Consider the following 14,494-nt stretch of genomic DNA (forward strand, 5'->3'; position numbering starts at 1 on the left):
ATTTTTTCGAGGAGGTTCAGTCCGCCGGTGCGGGCCGGGCCTTCTGCGGATAGAACGTCTCGTGGCGGGCCAGCATGGCGACGAACTCGCCGATCTTCCGTTCGCGGGTCTCGGCCCGCTTGACGGCGTTGAGCCGGTGGATGAGGGCGAACCGGTTGGTCTTGGTGAGGACGTCGAACATGGCCTGGGCGGCGGGTTCCGTCGCGATGGCGGCGAGCAGGTCGGCCGGCACCTCGGCCTCCGACGGTGGGGCGTACGCGGCCGCCCATCGGCCGTCCGCCTGCGCGGCCTCCACGACGGCGCGACCCGGTGGCAGCATCCGCCCCTGCGCCTCCAGTCGGGCGACGTGTGCCACGTTGCGCTGAGACCAGGAACTGCGCGACCGGCGCGGGGTGAACCGGATCCAGGAGGTCTCGTGATCCCCTTTCCGGGCCTGCCCGTCGATCCAGCCGAAGCACAGGGCCTCGTCGACCGCCTGTTGCCAGGTGAGGGTGGTGACCGAGCCGCCCTTCCTGGTGAGGGCCAGCCAGACGCCGGGTGAGGTGGCGTGGTTGGCCGACAACCAGGCACGCAGCGCCTCGGCGTCCGCGACGATCAACTCATCCAGTTCAGCGCTCGCCATGACGGCAGACTAGTGCGGTACCCGGACATGTTGGCGGCGTCGCCGCCCGGACCGGCGACCCTGGTCGGACGCCGCCGCCTCGGCCGGTGACCGTGCTCGGGCGGGTAGCGTCGGCAGCATGTCGTTGGAGGCCGTCGGGGCGCTGCGGGAGCCGGTGCGCCGGGCAGTCTATGAGTACGTGGTCGCGCGGGCGGAGCCGGTGAGCCGCAACGAGGTGGCCGAGGCGACGGCCATCGGCCGTACCCTGGCCGCCTTTCACCTGGAGAAGCTGACCGAGGCGGGGCTGCTGGAGACGGCCTACGCGCCACGCAGCGGTGGGCCGGGTGCGGGCCGGCCGGCCAAGCTGTACCGCCGGTCGGCCGCCGAGCACGCGGTGACGCTGCCGCCGCGCGACTACCGGTTGTTGGCCGATGTGCTGGCGAGCGCGGTCGAGCGGTCCGGTGTGGAACCGGCGGTCCACGCTGCAGCGCGCGAACTGGGTGCGAAGCTAGCCGGCGGTGACGTGTTCGCGCGCCTGGGGACACTCGGTTACGAGCCGTTCGCGGACGCCGACCAGACGGTCCGACTGCGCAACTGTCCCTTCCACGCGCTGGCCGAGGCGTATCCCGCGCTGGTCTGCGGATTGAACCTGGCGCTGCTCGACGGTCTGGTGGGCGAGCGTGGCTGGGACGTCCGGCTCGACCCCGGCCCGACCGGGTGCTGCGTCGTGATCCGCTCTAAAAACAATCAGGATTGACATAGAACCTAGGCTTGGTCGCATGGCCGACCATCATCTGGCGCAACTGAACATCGCCCGACTGCGCGCCCCCATCGACAGCCCCGAACTCGCCGACTTCGTCGCCCAACTTCCGGAGATCAACGACCTGGCCGAGCGGTCGCCCGGCTACGTCTGGCGACTGCAGGACGAGTCCGGCGACGCCACCGCGCTGCGGCCTTTTGGGCCGGACATCATCGTGAACCTGACCGTCTGGCAGTCGGTCGAGTCAGTGCGCGGTTTCGTGTACCGGACGGCGCACCTGGAGCCGATGCGCCGGCGGCGGGAGTGGTTCGTCCCGCTCGACCGTCCCCACCTCGTGCTGTGGTGGATTCCCGTGGGCGTCCTGCCGACCATCACCGAGGCTGCCGAACGGCTGGAACTGCTGACCGCCGGCCCGTCGCCGGAGGCGTTCACCCTTCGTGAGCCGTACCCCTCGCCCGGCGCGCGAGCCGCGTGACCGTTCGGGGGACGGCACGAACGGTGCGACCGGGTGCGGGCGTGGCCGCCGCCGTCGCGGCCACGCCCGCACCCGATCGGGCTCAGGCCGCGGTGGGTTGTCGCAGCGCCTGCCAGGCGCCGTAGCCACCGAGCAGATCGGAGACGTCGGTACGGCCGGCCGCCCGCAGCAGGCTGGCCGCGACGGAGGAGCGGTAGCCACCGGCGCAGTGCACGACGACGGGCCGGTCGTCGGGCACCTCGGCGAGTCGCCCGGGCAGTTCGGCCAGCGGGATGTGCAGCGACCCGTCGATGGCGCCCTGCTCGCGCTCGCCGGCGTTGCGCACGTCGAGTACGCGCGGCGGCTCGGCCCGGTCCAGGGCGTCGCGCAGCTCGGTGGCGGTGACCCGGCTGGCCGGGGTCAGCTCGGCGACCATCTCGCGGAAGGCCTGCTCGGGGTCGCGCAGGTAACCGGCGACATGGTCGAAGCCGATCCGGGCGAGGCGGGTCACGATCTCCTCCTCGCGGTCCTGGTGGGCGACGACGAGGATGGTGCGATCCGGGGTGACGACGCTGCCGGCGGTCTCGGCGAAGCGGCCGTCGGCGGGAATGTTGAGCGCGCCACGAACGTGCCCGGCGGCGTACTCGTGTGGGTCGCGGGTGTCGACGACGACGGCGCCGTCGGCCCGGGCGGCGAGGAACTCGGCGGTGGTGAGCGGCCGGGCGGGGCGGCGGGCGTGGTCGAACAGCTCGCGGGCCTTGCGGTTGAGCACCGCGTCGAACGCGAAGTATCCCGGCGCCGCCGGCTGGCCGCCGGTGACCAGCGCGACGAACCGCTCCTCGCTCATCGGCGCGCAGGCGTAGTTGGTGCGGCGCTGCTCACCGATCGTGGACTGCCGCTCGGTCGACAGGTTCTTGCCGCAGGCCGAGCCCGCGCCGTGGGCCGGAAAGACCCGCACCTGGTCGGGCAGGGCCATGAGCCTGTGGTGCACGCTGTGGTAGAGCATGCTGCCCAGCTCGTCGGCGGTCACGCCGAGCGAGGCGAGCAGGTCGGGTCGACCCACGTCGCCGATGAACAACGCGTCACCGGTCAGCACCCCGTACGGGACCTGGTCGTCGGCGTGCTCGTACACCAGCACGCTCACCGACTCCGGGGTGTGGCCGGGCGTCTCCATGATCTGCAGGGTCACCTCGCCGAGGCTGATCCGGTCGCCGTCGGCCAGCTTGCGGATCGGGTACTCGGTCTCGGCACGCCGGCCGTACCCGATCCACGCGCCGGTCGCCGCGGCCACCTCCAAGTGGCCGGCGAGGAAGTCGGCGTGGAAGTGGGTGTTGATGACGCCCTCGATGCTCAGCCCGCGGGCCCGGGCGTCGGCGAGGTACTCCTCGACGTCGCGGCGCGGGTCGACCAGGATCGCCCGGCCGGTGGTGTCGTCGGCGATCAGGTACGACGCCTGGGACAGGCAGTCCAGGTAGTACTGGGTGAACAGCATGGTCAGCTCCTTCAGGGACGGTACGGCTGTCAGGTTCATGTATACCCCTGGGGGTATGTGATGGGCAAAGAGTTACGGGCCGCTCTCCGGCGGTGTCACCTCCGCGACGAGTTCCGGTGCCCAGCACCGGTGGCCGCAGCGGCCCGCGTGCACGGCCAGCAAGCGGGTGCCCGGCAGCCGTCCGGCCAGCCGGGACAGGCCGGCACGCAGCTGGCGATGATGCTCGGCCAGGCTCACCGGGTTCCCCGCACAGTCGGAGTGCGCGGCGACGACCAGGGTCGCGCTGCCGTGCGCACGCTGCGAGACCCGCACCTTGGCCAGGAGCGCGTCCAGCCGGGCCTCACCCGTCGTGGCCAGCACCGCCTCCGGTCCGGGCTCGGTGATGGTGTCGAGGTACTCGACGTCGAGATGCCGGCGCACCCACTCGTCGAGGGGGCGCTGGATGCGACCGTCGATGCAACTGAGCAGGGTGGCGAACCGATCGGACACGGCTACAGCACCTCCTGGGGTGACGGCGGCCGTGCGGCGGCGTCGGCCAACGGCTCCACCGCCCGGCCGTCGACGGCGGCCAGTGCGGCGGTCAGATCCGGGTGCACCCGCTTGGCGCCGTGCACCGTCTGCCACACGCCCGCCCGGGCGAGCAGGTCGCGTACCGGCCCACGAACCGTTGCCAGGTGCAGCGCCACACCCCGGGTCGCGAGACGTTCGTGCAGCTCGGCGACGGCATGGGCACCGTCGACGTCGGCGTCGCCGATCGCGCTGGCGTCGAGCACCAGCGCCGTCAGCTCCGGCCGGCGTTCGGCCAGGCCGAGCAGGTGGTCGGCCAGGAACTGGGCATTGGCGAAGTACATCGGCCCGTCCACCCGGACGATCGCCACCCGAGGGTCGGTGACCAGTCCGGTGTAGCGGGCCACGTTGCGGTAGGTCCGGGTGCCCGGCACCCGGCCGAGTTCGGCCAGGTGCGGCCGGGCCGAACGCCACAAGAAGACTGCCAGCGCGAAGCTGACACCGGCGGCGAGACCAGGTTCGACCCCGAACAGCAGGGTGACCACGAAGGTGAGGGCCAGGGTCAGGCCGTCCGAGCGGCGGGTGCGCCACGCGGTCACCGCGGCCCGGCGGTCGACCAGTCCGAGCACCGCCACCACCACGATCGCGGCGAGCACCGCCTTGGGCAGGTGATGGAAGGCCGGCGTCAGGAACACCGCGGTCAGCGCCACCACCACGGCGGTGACCACACTGGCCAGCGGCGTGCGGGCTCCGGCGGAGAAGTTCACCGCGCTGCGGGAGAAGCCACCGGCCACCGGGAACGCCTGGAACAGGGCGGCCGCGACGTTCGCCGAGCCGACCGCCGCGAGTTCCTGGTTGGGACTGACCTGCTGGCGGGCCCGCGCGGCGAGGGACTTCGCCACCGCGATGCCCTCCAGGTAGGCGACAAGCGCGATCGCCACGGCGGCGGGCAGCAGCGCCGTCACGTCCGAGCCGTCGAGGGCGGGGACGGCGGGGGCGGGTAGCCCGCCGGGGACCTCGGTGAGAATCCGTACGCCGTGCGAGCCGAGGGAGAACGCGGCACTGGCCACGGTGACACCGGCCACCACGAGCAGGGCGCCGGGCAGCCTCGGCAGGAAGCGGCGCAGCAGCAGCAGACCGGCGACGCTGGCCAGCGAGACGAGGACGGTCAGCGGGTGGATCGTGGTGGCTGACCGCCAGAGCGACGCGGCGATCTGCGGAAAGGTCTCGGCGCGCTCGGCGTCGAGCCCGAACAGGTCCTTCACCTGACTGGCCGCGATCACGATCGCCGCGGCGGAGGTGAAGCCGGACAACACCGAGTGGGACATGAAGTTGACCAGGGCACCGAGCCGCAACACCCCCATCAGCATCTGGATCGCGCCGACCAGCAGGGCGAGCAGGCCGGCGAGGGCCGCGTACCGGGCCGGATCGCCGGCGGCGAGGGGAGCCAACGCGGTGCCGGTCATCAACGCGGTGATGGCCACCGGCCCGACGGCAAGGGATCCGGAACTGCCCAGCAGCGCGTAGACCAGCAGCGGCACGACCGAGGCGTAGAGCCCGGTGACCGGCGGCATGCCGGCCAGTGCGGCGTACGCCATGCTCTGCGGGACCAGCATGACCGCCACGGTCAGCCCGGCGATCAGGTCGTGGCGCAGTGTGCGGCGGTCGTAGTGCCGCAGCCACCCGAGCAGGGGCACCACCCGGGCCAGGCCGTCGCGGTCCGGCCGGACGTACTGCGTACCGTTCATGCCTGGTGCCGCTCGGTGCGCAGCCGCGCCAGAGACCGGTCGACGTCGCAACCGGCGCCGCGGTTGTACGGCAGCCGGGCCAGCATCGCGCCCATCGCGCAGGTGTCGGTGAGGGCGGCGACGGTCAGGCCGGCGCCGATGAGGCCGGCCACGTACCGGGCGGCGGGCACCCAGACGCTGGCCACGACGGCGAGCAGCACGACCCCGCCGGCGACGAGGCGGACCTGACGTTCCAGGCTCCACCGCTGCCGGCCGCGCTCCACCGGTCCACCCGCGGCGACCCAGGCGTTGATACCGCCGGTGATGACGGTGGCGTCGGTCAGTCCGGCGTCGGTCAGCCGGGCACAGGCCGCCGTGGCCCGGTTGCCGGACTGACACATCAGCAGGATCCGGCCCCCCGCGTCGTTGACGATCCGGCCCAGGTGCGCGTCGACCTGGTCGAGCGGCAGGTTGATCGAGGCCGGCACGTGCGCGGTCTCGAACTCGCCCGGGGTACGCACGTCGACGATCAACACGTCGGGGTTGGCGGCGATCAGGGCTCGTGCGGTGGGCACGTCGATGGTCGGGGAACTGCTCCTGGCGGTCACGGACACTCCATCCTCAGGTTCGGCGGCATACCCCCAGGGGTATCTGATCCGAGTATTGACCACGAATCCGCGAACCGCAAACGGCTCGCGGTCGGGCGTCGGGAAATACCCCCCGGTGTACTGTTGTCCGACGAGCCGGAAGGGGTGGGAGATGCAGGTCGACGAGGACGCGGTCGGTGATGTGGTCAAGCGACTGCGTCGTGCCGAGGGTCAGATCCGTGGTGTCATCGGCATGCTCGAGGACGGGCGTGACTGCGCCGAGGTGGTGACCCAGCTGGCGGCGGTCTCCCGCGCGTTGGACCGGGCCGGATTCAAGATCATTGCGAGCGGCCTGGAGCAGTGTGTCAGCGGCTCCGCCGGGGAGGACCGCAAGGCCAACCTCGAACAGATGGAGAAGCTGTTCCTGTCACTGGCCTGAGGCCCGTGGTCGGGTGGGTCAGCGGAACCCGGCCAGCAGGAACGCCCCCAGGCCCGCCAGCGCCAGCGGCACCGCCGTGGCGAGGGCCAGCACCCGCTGCCGGTTCGTCCGCGCGGCCAGGACGAGGACCAGCAGGCCGAGCGCGATCCTGATCAGGGCGTCCCAGATCGGGTCGTCGCCGTAGTTGGGGTCGCCGATCCGGCGGATCTCCAGCCCCGCCTCGGCGAACAGCACCGCGGCCGGCAACGCGGGCCCGACCACCTGTCGCCAGCCTGCCCCGCGTGCCCACACCCCGGCAATGCCGAAGAGCACTCCGGCGAGGACGCCGAAACACATCCAGAGCAGGGATGTCGGTGCCCACAGCACGGCCCAGTCGTCGCCCTGCACGAGCGCCGCCGTGACGTAGTAGGCGGGCACCGCGACCACGAGCGCGACGGCGGCGCCCGCCGCCGCACGCAGCCGGCCCGACCGCACCCAGCAGCCGAAGAGGAAGGCGGCGACCGCCCACACCGCACTGGAGTTGCCGAGGTCACCGGCCGGATACGGCACGTACTTGATCCAGATGAAGTCGACGGCGCCGAGCAGCATGCCACCCAGCACGGCCGCGAGCGCCACGTGTCGGTTGTCGGGTCCAGGCCGCATGGCACGCGAGAATACCGGGTATGCACCGATCTCGCGCGTCGGGGCGCCGGACCGCCTCGATCAGCTCCCTTGCATACCCGTGCCGCCTTCCGGGTACGTCGATCAACGAGGACGGCCTGGGGTGGTTCGTGGACCGGAGATGCCCGCACGGTCGGGATGGGGAGCGTGGAATGTCGAAGCGAAGCCGGTTCGCCGCAGTGGGGGTGGTGGCACTGGCCGTGGGCGTCGCGGGGTGCGGTGACCCGGGCACCACCGACGACGTCTCCGCCCCGCCGACGGCGACGAGTTCACCGATCGCCGAGGCCACCACCACGACGGTGCCCATGCCCACGGCTTCGGGATCGGCCAGCCCGGAGCCGACCGCCACCCCGGCGGTGCTGTCCGGCACCCGCCAGATCACCATCACCCGGGTGGACGGCTTCGAGGCCGGACTGTCGTTGACCGACGACGGCCGTCTGGCCGAGGTGGACGACGACAGCGGTCGGCAGTTGTTCGTGCCGACCCCACTGGGCGGGCGGAGTTTCCTGATCCGGTCGTACCGTGGGGCCGGCGGTGGCTCCGGTACCGGCGACCCGGTCTGCTGGCAGGTCCGCAACCCCGGCGGCGGCCGGCCGCTGCTGGTGGAGGGCGCCGCCTGCCGGGAGGACGAACCACGACAGCAGTTCACCATCACCGCCGCCGACGCGGACGAGGGGTTCTTGATCAGCAACAACTCGGCGTACCTGCGGACGTCACGGGACGCCGGGCTGATCCTGGAGGAGTTGGGCGACGGGCCGCCGACGAGCAGCTTCCGGTTCAACGACAACGGGCCGGCACCCGGCCGGGACTGACCGAGCCGCGTTTCCCACCTATGTCGGAGGTGACCCGGGATGGTCGAGCGGGAGAACACTCCCAGGTTGTGTCAGGTGGTGCTCGACTGCACCGACGCCAGGTCGCTGGCGGAGTTCTACCGCGCGCTGCTGGGCCTGGTCTACCGGCCCGGCGACGAGCCACCCGAGCCCGGGCAGGTCGACGAGCGCGGAGCTGACTGGTTGGTGTTGAGAACGCCGGAGGGCGGCCCGCAGTTGGCCTTCCAGCAGGTTGAGCGGTTGCCGCGACCGAGTTGGCCGGACGGCCCGGTGCCCCAGCAGCTGCATCTGGACCTGAGCGTGACCTCCGTCGAGCAGTTGGTGGCGCAGCACGAGCGGGTGCTCGCCCTCGGCGGTCGCCTGCTCGCCGACCGGCTGACCGGCCCCGACGAGCCGTTCCGGGTGTACGCCGACCCGGAGGGACACCCGTTCTGTGTCTTCGTGACGGCCACTGGCTGACGGCGCCGGTAGGCGGTCATCCTGGCCCGTGGTCGAGCGCACGGCCTTCGAGGTCACTTCTGAGGGTGGCCAGCATTCCCACCGCGGCGCTGGCGTAGTCACCGATCCACCGGTCGTGGATGTGCTTGATCGGTAGCGGGTCGAGGTGGTTCCACCGCTCGCGGCCCTTGCGCTGGGCGATGACCAGTCCGGCTGCCTCCAGCACCCGCAGGTGCTGCATCACCGTGCAGCGGTCCAGCCGGGGAAACAGCTCGCAGAGAGCGCCCGTGGTCCGCGGCTCGTTCTTCAACGCGTCGAGGATCTGTCGGCGGGTCGACGACGCCAGCGCCTTGAAGACGCGATCCTCGTCGACCGGTTCCGGGTCGGAACGCTCTCCCTGACGACTCGACATGTTATAAAGCTATAACACGTCGACGACGCGAGAGGGGATCGCCATGGACCTGCGATTCAAGATCGCCGGACGGATCAGCCGGCCGGTGCACGAGGTGTTCGAAGCGGTGGTCGATCCCGACCAGCTCTCCCGGTACTTCACCACCGGCGGCGCGAAGGGCCGACTGGTCACCGGCGCCACGGTCACCTGGGATTTCGCCGACTTCCCCGGTGCCTTCCCGGTCGAGGTGGTCGAGGTGGAGCAGGACCGCCGGATCGTGCTGCGCTGGGAGGCGGCCGACGGCGCCCAGTCCACCACCGACGCCCCGGTCACCGGAGCGTCCTACTTCACCACCGTCACCATGGAGTTCGAGTCACTCGGCGACGACCGGACCCTGGTCACCATCGCCGAGCAGGGGTGGCGGCCCACCCCGGAGGGCCAGGAGGCCTCGTACGGCAACTGCCAGGGCTGGACCCAGATGCTCTGCTGCCTCAAGGCGTGGCTGGAACACGGCATCAACCTGCGCGAGGGGTTCTTCGCCTGACCGCGCCGCGACGCAGCCCTAACCAGCCGTCGCGTGGTGCTCGGCAACGGTGCGACCCATCCGGGTCACCGCCTCCGTCAGGATCTCCGGTGCGGTGGCGAAGTTGAGCCGTACGAAGCCGGCACCGCCGGTGCCGAAGACATGCCCGGAGCTGAGGGCGACCCGCCCACGGTCGAGGAACAGCTTCGCCGGCCCGGCGACGTCGGTCACCACCCCCGGCTCGTCGCCGACCGGACCACTGTCGATGTCGAGTGCGGTGCAGTCCAGCCAGGCGAGGTAGGTCCCCTCGGGACGGTGGTAGCGGATGGCCGGGGCGTGCCGCGCCAGCAACACCCCCAGCAGCTCGCGGTTGTGGTCGAGTCCGACCAGCAGGCGGTCCAGCCATTCACCGCCGTCGCGGAACGCGGCGGTGTGCGCGATGACGCCCAGATGACTCGGCCCGTGGCTCACCTCCTCCGGGATCCGCCGCAGGTCGGCGACCGCCCGCGGGCCCGCCACCACGAGCGCCGACTTCAACCCGGCCAGGTTCCACGCCTTCGAGGCGGACAGCACGGCCAGGGCGTCCCCGGCACCGGGCACCGTCAGGTACGGCGTGAACCGTGCCCCCGGCAGCACCAGCGGGGCGTGGATCTCGTCGGAGACCACCCGCACCCCGTACCGGCCGGCGAGGTCGGCGACCGCTTCGAGTTCGTCGCGGCGGTGCACCACACCCGTCGGGTTGTGCGGATTGCACAGCAGGAACACCGCCCGGCGACCCCCCGCGCGGGCCCGGCGGAACGCCTCCTCCAGCGTCGAGGTGTCCATCCGCTGGTCCGCGCCGAGCGGTGCCTCGATCACCCGCCGGTCGGCGTGGCTGACGAAGGCGTAGAACGGCGGGTAGACCGGCGCGCAGACCACGACCGCGTCACCGGGACCGGTGAGCAGCCGGAGCACCTCGACGATGCCGAGCATCACGTCCGGGACCAGGGTCGTGCGGTCGACCGGCAGGTCGGACCACCCCCACCGGCGGGCCGCGAAATCGCCGAGCGCCTCGGCATAGTGCGTCCCGCAGGCGTACCCGGTGTCACCGCGCCCGACCGCGTCGTGCAGTGCCTCGGCGACCGGCGCGGCCAGCGGGACGTCCATCTCGGCCACCCACAGCGGCAGCACGTCGTCGGCGTACTGGCGCCACTTGACGCTGGTGCGTCGCCGTAGCTCGGCCAGGGACAACTGGGTCAGCGGATTCACGTGCACGGCCGACGAGCTGGGCATGCCGAGTTCCTATCCGAGGGTCGTCTAGATCATCGCATCGTACCCAGTGCGGATCCGCTGGCGACGTGTGGACGCTCCGCGCCCGCTGCTGTCAGGCTGTCCGGCGATGGACGGCATCGCTGCGCAGCTACCCGCACTACTCGGCGTACTGGTCGGGACGATCGGCACGATCGTGGCCACGTCGCTGGCCGACCGGTCACGGTGGCGACGGAACCAGACGGTGCGCTGGGACGAGCGCCGGCTCGACGCGTACGTCGAGTTCGCCCGTGCGTTGAAGGAGACACACACCATCGCCAGCCGGCTGACCGGCGGCTACGTCGACCGGGACGTGGCGCTCGCCGAGCTGGCGGAGGCCGACTTCCGGCACACGCTGGCCTGGGAGAACGTGCTGTTGCTCGGCGACGCGCCGACGGTCGCGGCAGCGCGGGCGTGGCGGGACAGTGTCTGGGAGGTCGAGCGGCTGGCACGCGACGGTCAGGCCGACGCCGACCGGCCCACGTTGCTGCACCGGGCCAACGAGGCACGGGACAACTTCTACCGTGCCGCCCGTGGCGGACTCGGGGTCGGCGGCGGGTCGGTGGCCCAGGCCGAACTGCTGGTGAGCAGGCTCAACCTGCCGACGGCCCCACCCACCGGAACCCCGGCCGAACGGTGACAGCCAGCCGCAGCCTGCGGGTTCGGACGGTGCTGCTCAGGCGGGGTGGGCGGGCTGGTCGAGGATGGCGCTGAACCGCTGCTCGGCCAGGTCGAGCTGGTCCAGGATGTGTCGCTTGACCGGCTCCGGTAGGGGAGTGTCGGCACGGGTGACGAGGTCGCGGTACACCGGCACCAACGGCCGGTACTTGCGGGCCGACGACTCCACCTTCGGGCCGACCGAATGGATCACCCCGACGCCGTTGTCGGTGAAGTCGGAGACCTTGATGACCCGCGCCCACGGTTCCCGTTCGAGACTGGCCGCGACATGCTCCCGGTACTGCTCGTACCGGTCGCGCCCGGGTTCCCACGGCGGGTTGGTCACCGCCGCGACCAGCCGCGCCACCCGCGAGCCGAACCGCTCGGCCAGCGCCCCCAGCGCCGCCGCCCGGACGTCGACGCTCAGAATCTCCTCAGCACCGTCCGCACCCCCGCCCGGCTCTCCGTCGCCGGCCAGCTCGGCGGGATGGTCCTCGACCGTGTCGTGCAGCAGCCCGGCGACGATCACGTCGACGTCGCGTACCTGGTAGTGGTGCAGCATCCGGATCGCCACCCGGAGCAGATGGTTGACGTACGGCTCCCGGGACCGCCGATCATCGCGGTGCAGGCGCGAGGCCAGATCCAACGCCTCGTCGAGCCGCTGCCGCTCCTCGGTAGCGAACCCCTCGATCTCCAGCCGGAACCGCTCCCGCAGCCCAGCCTCGCCGTGCATCTCGGTGATCGCGTGCATCGGCATCGTGGCCAGATACGGCGGCAACTCCATCCGTCCCTTATATAGGATCATTCCCACCATCCGGCGGACCCGCCCCTGCCGCCCCTCACCATTACGCCGGCCCAGTTTGACGTCCCCCGATTCGTGGCAGTCCTGACACTCGCCACGCCGACCTCGCGCCACCTTCACTGCCACAGATCCGGGGAGCCTTCGACGGCCTAGCAGAATCCGTGGCGTGGTGGGGGTTTTCCACAGTGCGGCGGGTGTCCACAGGCGGCGCCCGGTGGGGTGGCGGAGCGGGTTGGTGCGGCGGCACCGGTTGGCGACGTGAACGGGGTGCTTCGGGAACTGGTGGCGCGGGGTGGCGGCGTGGTGACCCGGACGGCCGTCCAGCAGGTGGTGCCGCGGTGGGTGCTGCAGCGCGCCAGTGGGACCGGCGACCTGGTGCGGGTGCTGCCGGGGGTGTTCGTGGCGGCGCACCTGCTGGCTGACCGGCCCCAGCGGGTTCCGGCGCTCAACCGCCTCGACCCGGTCGTGGCCCGCCGGGCGGTGTGCGCGTGGGCGCGGGGCCGGGCTGCGTTCAGTCACCTCACCGCGCTCGACCTGTGGGGTTTACGCCGCCAGGCGGACGGCGAGCCGCTGCACCTGAGCACCCCGATCGACAGTGGCCTGCGGGGCCGACCCGGTGCACGGGTGCACCGACGACGGGGCCTCACCGTCGAACCCCCGCAGGTGGTGGTACGCCAGGGTCAGCCCGTGACCCGCGTCGAGCAGACCCTCGTCGACTCTTGGCCGATGTTGTCGCCCACTGAGCAGCGAGCACCGATCATCGAGGCGGTCAACGCTCGGCTCACCACACCGGAGCGGTTGGCCTCGGCCCTGCGGGGCGCGTCGAAGCTGCCGGACCGGGCGGCGCTGCGTACGTTGTTGACCCGGCTGGACGAAGGCTGCCGCAGCCCGTTGGAGATCTGGGGGCACGAGCACGTCTTCACCGGTCCCGGAATGCCGGCGTTCCAACGGCAGGTGCGGATCATCATCGGAGGCCGCAGCATGTACCTCGACCTCCTCGCCGAGCGGGAGCAGGTGAACATCGAACTCGACGGGGCGACGACCCACGGCGACCCCCGCCAGCGTGAGATCGACCTGCGCCGGGACGCCCTACTGGCGACCGTCGGCATCCTGGTGGTCCGCTTCGCCCATCGTCGCCTGATGCACGAGCCCGACACCGTACGCCGGGAAACCCTGACCATCCTCGCCACCCGCCAGCCCACCGCAGCCCGCCGAGGCTGACCGGGCACCGGCACGGACGCACGAAATCGCAGCTCACCTGCCGCGACCACTCGTCACCGGCTGGCGCGAGGTGGCAGGCCGGAGACCGGCGAGTCGGACGTAGAGCTCGCGTTTGGCGGTGGCATCGCCACGCCGGTCGATGACGTACCCAGTCAGCCAGATCCAGCCGTCGTAGGCGTGCCGGTCGCTGACCGAAACGACCCGCAGGGTCAGCGCCCGACCACCGGCGAACTGCACCGAGGCGTGGCCGTCGATCCGGAGCAAATCGCCTGGAGTCGGGCGCGTGGTCACCAGGGGCCCTGGTTCGGTGGTTGACAGTGCCGAGCGTGCATCGACTGCCAGTCGCGCAGGGCCCGCTTGAGCCGCTCGTTCTCCTGGGCGGCCGTTCGGAACTGCCGGTGCAGGTCGGCCAGCTCGTCGGCGACCGTGGCCTGGAACTCGCGCACCTGGTCGGGGTCGACCCCACGGCGACATGGGGCGAACGTGCGGGTGCGTACCTCGTGCGGGGTCAACCGGGCCGGGTGGCCGGTCCCGTAGGGCCGGCCACCTCGATACACCTGGGCCACGTGGGTCCTCTTCGGGTAGTCGGAGGCGCGACGGTGCGGCGCCGCTGGAGCGGGCGGGCCGTGCGTGGCCGGCGTCCGCACGGCCCGCCCGCTCGGCCGCCGCAGCCCATTCGGCGGTACGACGGCAGAGCAGCTCTGTGGGTCGGGACGGGCACGCGCACCCGCCCCGACCAGGGGAATGAGCCGAACTCGTTGCCACGCGAGGGCCGGCTCCCAACCAACATAACTAGATATGTCAGACGAGTCAACGTCGCTTGTTAGGCGCGTCGCGGTGTGATCGAATCGGATTGCCACGCGAGGAGTGCCATGCGAGAAGTGCCGGACTACTGGCGCATCGCCGACGATGTGATCGCCGACGTCAAGTCCAAGAAGTTGAAGCCGGGGGACAGGCTGCCCTCGATCGCCGAGCTGCGCGCGACCTACGACGTCAGTCACGGGACCGTGCAGATGGCTTACGCCCGACTCGAAGCCCTGCGGGTGATTCGGCGGCAGCAGGGTAAGGGTGTCTTCGTGACCGATCCGAAGACCTGGATGCGGGAGCCCTGACCTGCG

At 71.5% G+C, this 14,494-nt stretch carries 20 protein-coding genes; 9 read left to right on the forward strand and 11 right to left on the reverse strand.

Going from position 1 to position 14,494, the window contains the following annotated elements; genetic code table 11:
• Positions 1–16: 16 nt before the first annotated feature.
• Complete coding sequence (locus tag O7597_RS23890) at positions 17–622, reverse strand: YdeI/OmpD-associated family protein (protein ID WP_281580790.1); 606 nt, start codon at positions 620–622, stop codon at positions 17–19.
• Positions 623–740: 118 nt separating this feature from the next.
• Between O7597_RS23890 and O7597_RS23895 the strand changes: the two genes are divergently transcribed.
• Together O7597_RS23895 and O7597_RS23900 are read left to right on the forward strand one after the other, a co-directional pair.
• The gene (locus O7597_RS23895) at positions 741–1,358 is read left to right on the forward strand and encodes a helix-turn-helix domain-containing protein (protein ID WP_281580791.1); all 618 of its coding nucleotides are present in this window, start codon (positions 741–743) and stop codon (positions 1,356–1,358) included.
• A 22-nt stretch (positions 1,359–1,380) separates the two neighbouring features.
• Positions 1,381–1,836, forward strand: a complete 456-nt coding sequence (locus O7597_RS23900; RefSeq protein WP_281580792.1) for a DUF3291 domain-containing protein — start codon at positions 1,381–1,383, stop codon at positions 1,834–1,836.
• A gap of 82 nt (positions 1,837–1,918) precedes the next feature.
• On the opposite strand, the gene O7597_RS23905 is transcribed toward O7597_RS23900, so the two are convergent.
• The 4 genes from O7597_RS23905 to O7597_RS23920 form a co-directional block, all read right to left on the reverse strand.
• Positions 1,919–3,307 carry an MBL fold metallo-hydrolase gene (locus O7597_RS23905; protein ID WP_281583311.1) on the reverse strand — a complete coding sequence of 463 codons (1,389 nt, stop codon included), beginning with the start codon at positions 3,305–3,307 and terminating at the stop codon, positions 1,919–1,921.
• A 72-nt stretch (positions 3,308–3,379) separates the two neighbouring features.
• Positions 3,380–3,796, reverse strand: coding sequence for a carbonic anhydrase (locus O7597_RS23910; protein ID WP_269740965.1), 417 nt, complete (start codon positions 3,794–3,796; stop codon positions 3,380–3,382).
• Between the two features lie 2 nt (positions 3,797–3,798).
• Positions 3,799–5,562, reverse strand: coding sequence for a sulfate permease (sulP, locus tag O7597_RS23915; protein WP_269740966.1), 1,764 nt, complete (start codon positions 5,560–5,562; stop codon positions 3,799–3,801).
• Positions 5,559–6,149 carry a rhodanese-like domain-containing protein gene (locus tag O7597_RS23920; protein WP_269740967.1) on the reverse strand — a complete coding sequence of 197 codons (591 nt, stop codon included), beginning with the start codon at positions 6,147–6,149 and terminating at the stop codon, positions 5,559–5,561. The genes sulP and O7597_RS23920 overlap by 4 nt, the downstream gene beginning before the upstream one ends.
• A gap of 151 nt (positions 6,150–6,300) precedes the next feature.
• On the opposite strand from O7597_RS23920, the gene O7597_RS23925 reads away from it, so the two are divergent.
• Positions 6,301–6,567: a metal-sensitive transcriptional regulator gene (locus O7597_RS23925; protein ID WP_099846331.1), complete on the forward strand. Its 267-nt coding sequence runs from the start codon at positions 6,301–6,303 to the stop codon at positions 6,565–6,567.
• Positions 6,568–6,585: 18 nt separating this feature from the next.
• Here the strand turns inward: O7597_RS23925 and O7597_RS23930 are convergent, their stop codons facing one another.
• Positions 6,586–7,209: a DUF6518 family protein gene (locus O7597_RS23930; RefSeq protein ID WP_269740968.1), complete on the reverse strand. Its 624-nt coding sequence runs from the start codon at positions 7,207–7,209 to the stop codon at positions 6,586–6,588.
• 170 nt (positions 7,210–7,379) lie between these two features.
• Here O7597_RS23930 and O7597_RS23935 point away from each other — a divergent pair, with 170 nt between their 5' ends.
• Both O7597_RS23935 and O7597_RS23940 read left to right on the forward strand, forming a co-directional pair.
• Positions 7,380–8,039 carry a hypothetical protein gene (locus tag O7597_RS23935; protein WP_269740969.1) on the forward strand — a complete coding sequence of 220 codons (660 nt, stop codon included), beginning with the start codon at positions 7,380–7,382 and terminating at the stop codon, positions 8,037–8,039.
• A gap of 39 nt (positions 8,040–8,078) precedes the next feature.
• Entirely contained in the window at positions 8,079–8,516 is a 438-nt protein-coding gene (locus tag O7597_RS23940) for a VOC family protein (protein ID WP_269740970.1), read from the forward strand.
• Positions 8,517–8,532: 16 nt separating this feature from the next.
• On the opposite strand, the gene O7597_RS23945 is transcribed toward O7597_RS23940, so the two are convergent.
• Positions 8,533–8,907, reverse strand: coding sequence for a metalloregulator ArsR/SmtB family transcription factor (locus tag O7597_RS23945; RefSeq protein ID WP_269740971.1), 375 nt, complete (start codon positions 8,905–8,907; stop codon positions 8,533–8,535).
• A 43-nt stretch (positions 8,908–8,950) separates the two neighbouring features.
• On the opposite strand from O7597_RS23945, the gene O7597_RS23950 reads away from it, so the two are divergent.
• Entirely contained in the window at positions 8,951–9,430 is a 480-nt protein-coding gene (locus tag O7597_RS23950; protein WP_269740972.1) for an SRPBCC family protein, read from the forward strand.
• A gap of 18 nt (positions 9,431–9,448) precedes the next feature.
• Here the strand turns inward: O7597_RS23950 and O7597_RS23955 are convergent, their stop codons facing one another.
• Positions 9,449–10,681, reverse strand: a complete 1,233-nt coding sequence (locus tag O7597_RS23955; RefSeq protein WP_281580793.1) for a MalY/PatB family protein — start codon at positions 10,679–10,681, stop codon at positions 9,449–9,451.
• Positions 10,682–10,787: 106 nt separating this feature from the next.
• On the opposite strand from O7597_RS23955, the gene O7597_RS23960 reads away from it, so the two are divergent.
• Complete coding sequence (locus tag O7597_RS23960) at positions 10,788–11,336, forward strand: hypothetical protein (RefSeq protein WP_281580794.1); 549 nt, start codon at positions 10,788–10,790, stop codon at positions 11,334–11,336.
• Positions 11,337–11,372: 36 nt separating this feature from the next.
• On the opposite strand, the gene O7597_RS23965 is transcribed toward O7597_RS23960, so the two are convergent.
• Complete coding sequence (locus O7597_RS23965; protein WP_269740975.1) at positions 11,373–12,137, reverse strand: HD domain-containing protein; 765 nt, start codon at positions 12,135–12,137, stop codon at positions 11,373–11,375.
• Positions 12,138–12,413: 276 nt separating this feature from the next.
• Between O7597_RS23965 and O7597_RS23970 the strand changes: the two genes are divergently transcribed.
• Entirely contained in the window at positions 12,414–13,376 is a 963-nt protein-coding gene (locus tag O7597_RS23970) for a DUF559 domain-containing protein (RefSeq protein ID WP_281580795.1), read from the forward strand.
• 33 nt (positions 13,377–13,409) lie between these two features.
• Here the strand turns inward: O7597_RS23970 and O7597_RS23975 are convergent, their stop codons facing one another.
• Positions 13,410–13,667, reverse strand: coding sequence for a hypothetical protein (locus O7597_RS23975; RefSeq protein ID WP_269740978.1), 258 nt, complete (start codon positions 13,665–13,667; stop codon positions 13,410–13,412).
• Positions 13,664–13,942 carry a DivIVA domain-containing protein gene (locus tag O7597_RS23980; RefSeq protein WP_281580796.1) on the reverse strand — a complete coding sequence of 93 codons (279 nt, stop codon included), beginning with the start codon at positions 13,940–13,942 and terminating at the stop codon, positions 13,664–13,666. The genes O7597_RS23975 and O7597_RS23980 overlap by 4 nt, the downstream gene beginning before the upstream one ends.
• A 306-nt stretch (positions 13,943–14,248) precedes the next feature.
• Here O7597_RS23980 and O7597_RS23985 point away from each other — a divergent pair, with 306 nt between their 5' ends.
• Entirely contained in the window at positions 14,249–14,488 is a 240-nt protein-coding gene (locus O7597_RS23985) for a winged helix-turn-helix domain-containing protein (protein WP_269740980.1), read from the forward strand.
• Positions 14,489–14,494: the final 6 nt, after the last annotated feature.

Source organism: Verrucosispora sp. WMMC514 (assembly GCF_027497295.1).
GTDB classification, from domain to species: domain Bacteria; phylum Actinomycetota; class Actinomycetes; order Mycobacteriales; family Micromonosporaceae; genus Micromonospora; species Micromonospora palythoicola.